General features: G+C 47.2%; 4 protein-coding genes. All 4 read right to left on the bottom strand.

The annotated features are described in order from the left end of the window. Positions 1-12 precede the first annotated feature (12 nt). From ACP5KC_RS09355 to ACP5KC_RS09340, 4 genes are read right to left on the bottom strand one after another with little or no spacing between them, the layout of a single operon-like run. On the bottom strand, positions 13-735 hold the full coding sequence (locus ACP5KC_RS09355; RefSeq protein ID WP_052884481.1) for an energy-coupling factor transporter transmembrane component T family protein: 723 nt from the start codon (positions 733-735) through the stop codon (positions 13-15). Then, positions 722-1555, bottom strand: a complete 834-nt coding sequence (locus ACP5KC_RS09350; RefSeq protein WP_273433199.1) for an ATP-binding cassette domain-containing protein — start codon at positions 1553-1555, stop codon at positions 722-724. The genes ACP5KC_RS09355 and ACP5KC_RS09350 overlap by 14 nt, the downstream gene beginning before the upstream one ends. Beyond that, on the bottom strand, positions 1539-2396 hold the full coding sequence (locus tag ACP5KC_RS09345; protein ID WP_424741014.1) for an energy-coupling factor ABC transporter ATP-binding protein: 858 nt from the start codon (positions 2394-2396) through the stop codon (positions 1539-1541). Before ACP5KC_RS09345 ends, ACP5KC_RS09350 begins: the two co-directional genes overlap by 17 nt. A 13-nt stretch (positions 2397-2409) precedes the next feature. Further along, positions 2410-3609, bottom strand: a complete 1200-nt coding sequence (locus tag ACP5KC_RS09340; protein ID WP_191118493.1) for a redox-regulated ATPase YchF — start codon at positions 3607-3609, stop codon at positions 2410-2412. Positions 3610-3771: the final 162 nt, after the last annotated feature.

Genomic DNA, 3771 nt, shown 5'->3' with positions numbered 1-3771 from the left:
CGCAGGGCGGCTTTATTTCATAGAGAGAAATATTGCAGTAAAGCCTAAAATCAAAGCTAACGCAATAGCATCTCTCTTCGCGAATTTCAATGTTACCATTCGAGAAGGTTTCACTCTCGCACCAAACCCTCGCGCCTCTAAAGCTTCAGCTATCATTAGGCTTCGACGAACCTCGAACACCACCAAGGGTACCATAAGGTAAACATAATTTTTCACCCTGTCTCTCAGTTTACCTTTCTCGACCTCTAGCCCCCGACTCCTGAGAGCGTCCAAAACAAGTTGGACATCTTGTGCTAGAGTCGGAACAAACCTGAAGGACATCGTTACAAGGAGAGAATAATCACGTGGAACATGCATCTGTTCTAGGGCGAGAGCTAGATCATCGGGAGGAGTTGTTAGGAAAAAGAGGGAAAATGAGGATGTAAGCACTAGGAAACGAAGAGTCATAGCTAAGGGTGTGGCAAAGCCTTGAGATAGTTCTGTTATCCAGTTTAGCAGAAAGATAAGAACGGCAATAGGAACGACGCCTTTAAGCCCCTTTATAAGCAGGGAGAATCTTTTTGCAATAATTGAAATTATGAAGACCAGTACTAAGAGTAGTAGTTGACGCTTCACCTCAAGCGTTAAGAGCGAAAGCGCTGCTAACAGGAGAGTCACGAAGAACCTTGTCCTGGGATCTAATTTATCAACAACACTGTTCTTTCGGGTAAACTTAAACGCCTTAAGAGCCTCCACGCAAACCACCTAGAAGCTCTTGCACACATGCATCGATGTTAAAACAGTCTTTGATTGGCACTCCTCTACTCGTCAAAAACCTTGAAAATCTCACAGCCTGTGGAGGGAGCAGGCGGGCCTCTCTCAGCAGCGCTGGATTCCTAAATAATTCTAAAGGGGGGCCCGATGCTATAATACGACCCGAAGACATCAGAACGATGCGGTTAACATGCTCGACAACAAACTCGACATCATGGGTAACGATGACTATGGTTTTTCCTAAGGTTCTCAGGAGGTTTAGAGTCTCGGATATCTTCTCTTTTTGCACATAGTCCTGTCCAGCAGTCGGCTCGTCTAGAACCAATACTTCGGGATCATAAGCCAGAACCGCTGCAATCGCTAGACGTTTTCGCTCGCCAACGCTCAGCGTATAGGGTGACCTGTCCTTGTACTTATAAAGCTCCATCAGTTTCAAAGCCCATTCGACACGCCGCTCAATTATATCCTCTGGATATCCAAAGTTTCTAAGCGCAAACGCAACCTCATCGTAAACAGTCTCGTTGAAAAGCTGGTGATCCGGGTTTTGGAACACTAAGCCTACTATCTTTGAAGCCTCGGCTACCGAGAGGTGACGCGTATCCTTGCCTTTAAGGAGTACCCTTCCTCTTATAGGCTTCAAGACACCGTTAAAGTGTTTTATCAGCGTGGTTTTACCTGCACCGTTTTCTCCCATGATGGCTATGAATTCCCCGGCACGTATCGAGAGATTAATACCTTTTAAAACCTGTACCCCCTCAGTATACTCAAAATATAGATCTTCTACTCTAATTACCTCCGACACGCGTCACACCCCTCTCTAGAATATCTAACAGACTAGCGGCAACATCCTCAGGGGACAGGGACTTGGCCTTAAGTTGTATTCCTTCCTTTTCCAATCTCTCGATAAGCCTTATGATGAAAGGTTTACCCGTGAGGTAACCATACCTTTCGAGAGCTCCTAGAGGATCCCCGTCGTAGACGATTTCACCCTCAGCCATTACCACAACTCTCTCTGCAAAAGGAAGAACTATCTCAAGCCGATGCTCGATGACAAGTGTTGCTAGCTTCGACTCTAGGGTTTTTTTCTTGACTAGGCCCAGAACCTTCAACGCACTCAGCGGGTCGAGGTTCGCCGTAGGCTCATCGAGAATTAATACGCGAGGCTCAAGGGCCATCACCGAAGCCAGTGCAACCTTTTGTTGCTGTCCACCGCTCAGCTCAAAGGGAGACTTTTCCCTGAGTTCCATGAGATCATATTCCTCCAACACTTTTACGACTTTTCTGCGAATCTCGTCAGGAGGATATCCGAGGTTCTCCAGGCCAAATGCCACCTCGCGTTCGACGTTTGTGAAGAACAGCTGGTTCTCGGGGTTCTGAAAGACAAAACCAACATGCCTGGACATTTCATAGGTTGGAACTTTCCTGGGATCATTCCCGACTATATTGATCTTACCATCTAAAAGACCACCGTAAAAGTTAGGTATTAACCCGTTGAGGACTCTCGCCAGCGTGCTCTTCCCGCAACCGCTGGGCCCTAGAATAAGTATGAACTCGCCCTCTCCCGCCTTGAAGTTTATGTTTTTTAATACCCAGTCACTACTATCAGGATACCTGTAGTAGACACCTTCTAGCTCGACAAGCACAGGAATCCCCAGACTAGGCACGAGCTATTATCTTGATAACCATTCGATGAGAGAGTTTCTCATCAGCGCCGATACGCCTTCCGGTCCTCGCATCTACCGCCGATACAAACCTCTCGCCAAGATCTGTGTGAATCAGGAAGGCAAAGCCTCTAGCAGTCGTGTCCCTGGGAACAAGGAATACGTCAGGCAGTACATTGCCTAGACTGTCCGTGAACTTTTTCTCGTTTTCAACGGGGAAAACGGCTATCATCCCTAGAACATCGAAAACAGCCGTGTCTATAGCGGCTTGAACTCCGGTACTACCCCAGCGCTTGAGAACCTTTTCGCGAATATACTCTAAGGCCTTCTCCTGCTCAGGCTTTAGAGGCCCTTTTACATGGAAATCACTCTCACCGGGAATATACTCGATGAGTCCTGCCTTTGCCGCCTTCTTGAGAGCCAGTTCCGCTTCAGCACTGGCCGGTACTATCCTGTATTTATTCCCAAGCTCTTCTTTCATCCTTTTAATATTGTCTTCAGCCGTATCAAGGTCTGCCTTGTTTGCCACGATGACCATAGGTTTAGCTTTTTCTCGAACTAGAGCAACTAAAGCCTGAAGATCCTCCTGGGTCCATGCCGTGGCCTTTTTAGAGTGGAGACCGAGCTCTTCTAAGACCCCGTATACTAGCTCTGGTTTGATTCCCAGTCCGCTAAAGCGGGTGTACAACTCGTCGTACTTCTTCTGTAACTCTATAAGCTTGGAAATCCTCTCCCAGTCCTTACTGATTATCTGGAACATCCACATTGATATCTCTTTCTCGAGAAAAGCAACATCCTCGACTGGATCGCGAGTCCCCGGCTTAACCGGCCTCCCCTCTTCATCCGTAGTCCCCGCCGAATCCACAATATGCAACAAGACGGGGGCCCGCCTAAGATGGTCAAGAAACATGTTTCCCAGACCTCGACCCTGCCATGCTCCTGGGACAAGGCCAGCTACGTCTATCAGCTCAATGGGGGCAAAGCGCCAGCCGTTAATGCATATAGAATTCCTAGGATTATCCTTTACTCCAAGCTCCGTACATACACATTTCAGCTTCGCGTATCCCACCCCTATGTTCGGGTTTATAGTTGTGAAAGGATAAGGAGCTCTCTTAACGTCTAAAAGCGTCGCTGCCGCGAAAAAAGTAGATTTCCCGGTGTTGGGTTTCCCTACTACGCCAACCTGAATAGGCACGTTTTGACTCACAACAGGCTAAGAAATATCCTTTTTCATACATCATAGGGAAAAGCTAATATCCAAGCAAGCTGGAAAACAAGCGATGATGAAGCAGCTCGAGCCTGAAAAGTGATAGAGCCATCGATTTCTGATTTGTGGCTTCCTATAATAATTCTACAT

The sequence above is a fragment of the Infirmifilum sp. genome (assembly GCF_049970975.1).
Classification (GTDB): Archaea; Thermoproteota; Thermoprotei; order Thermofilales; family Thermofilaceae; genus Thermofilum; species Thermofilum uzonense.
This window is presented reverse-complemented; position numbering and strand designations above follow the sequence as displayed.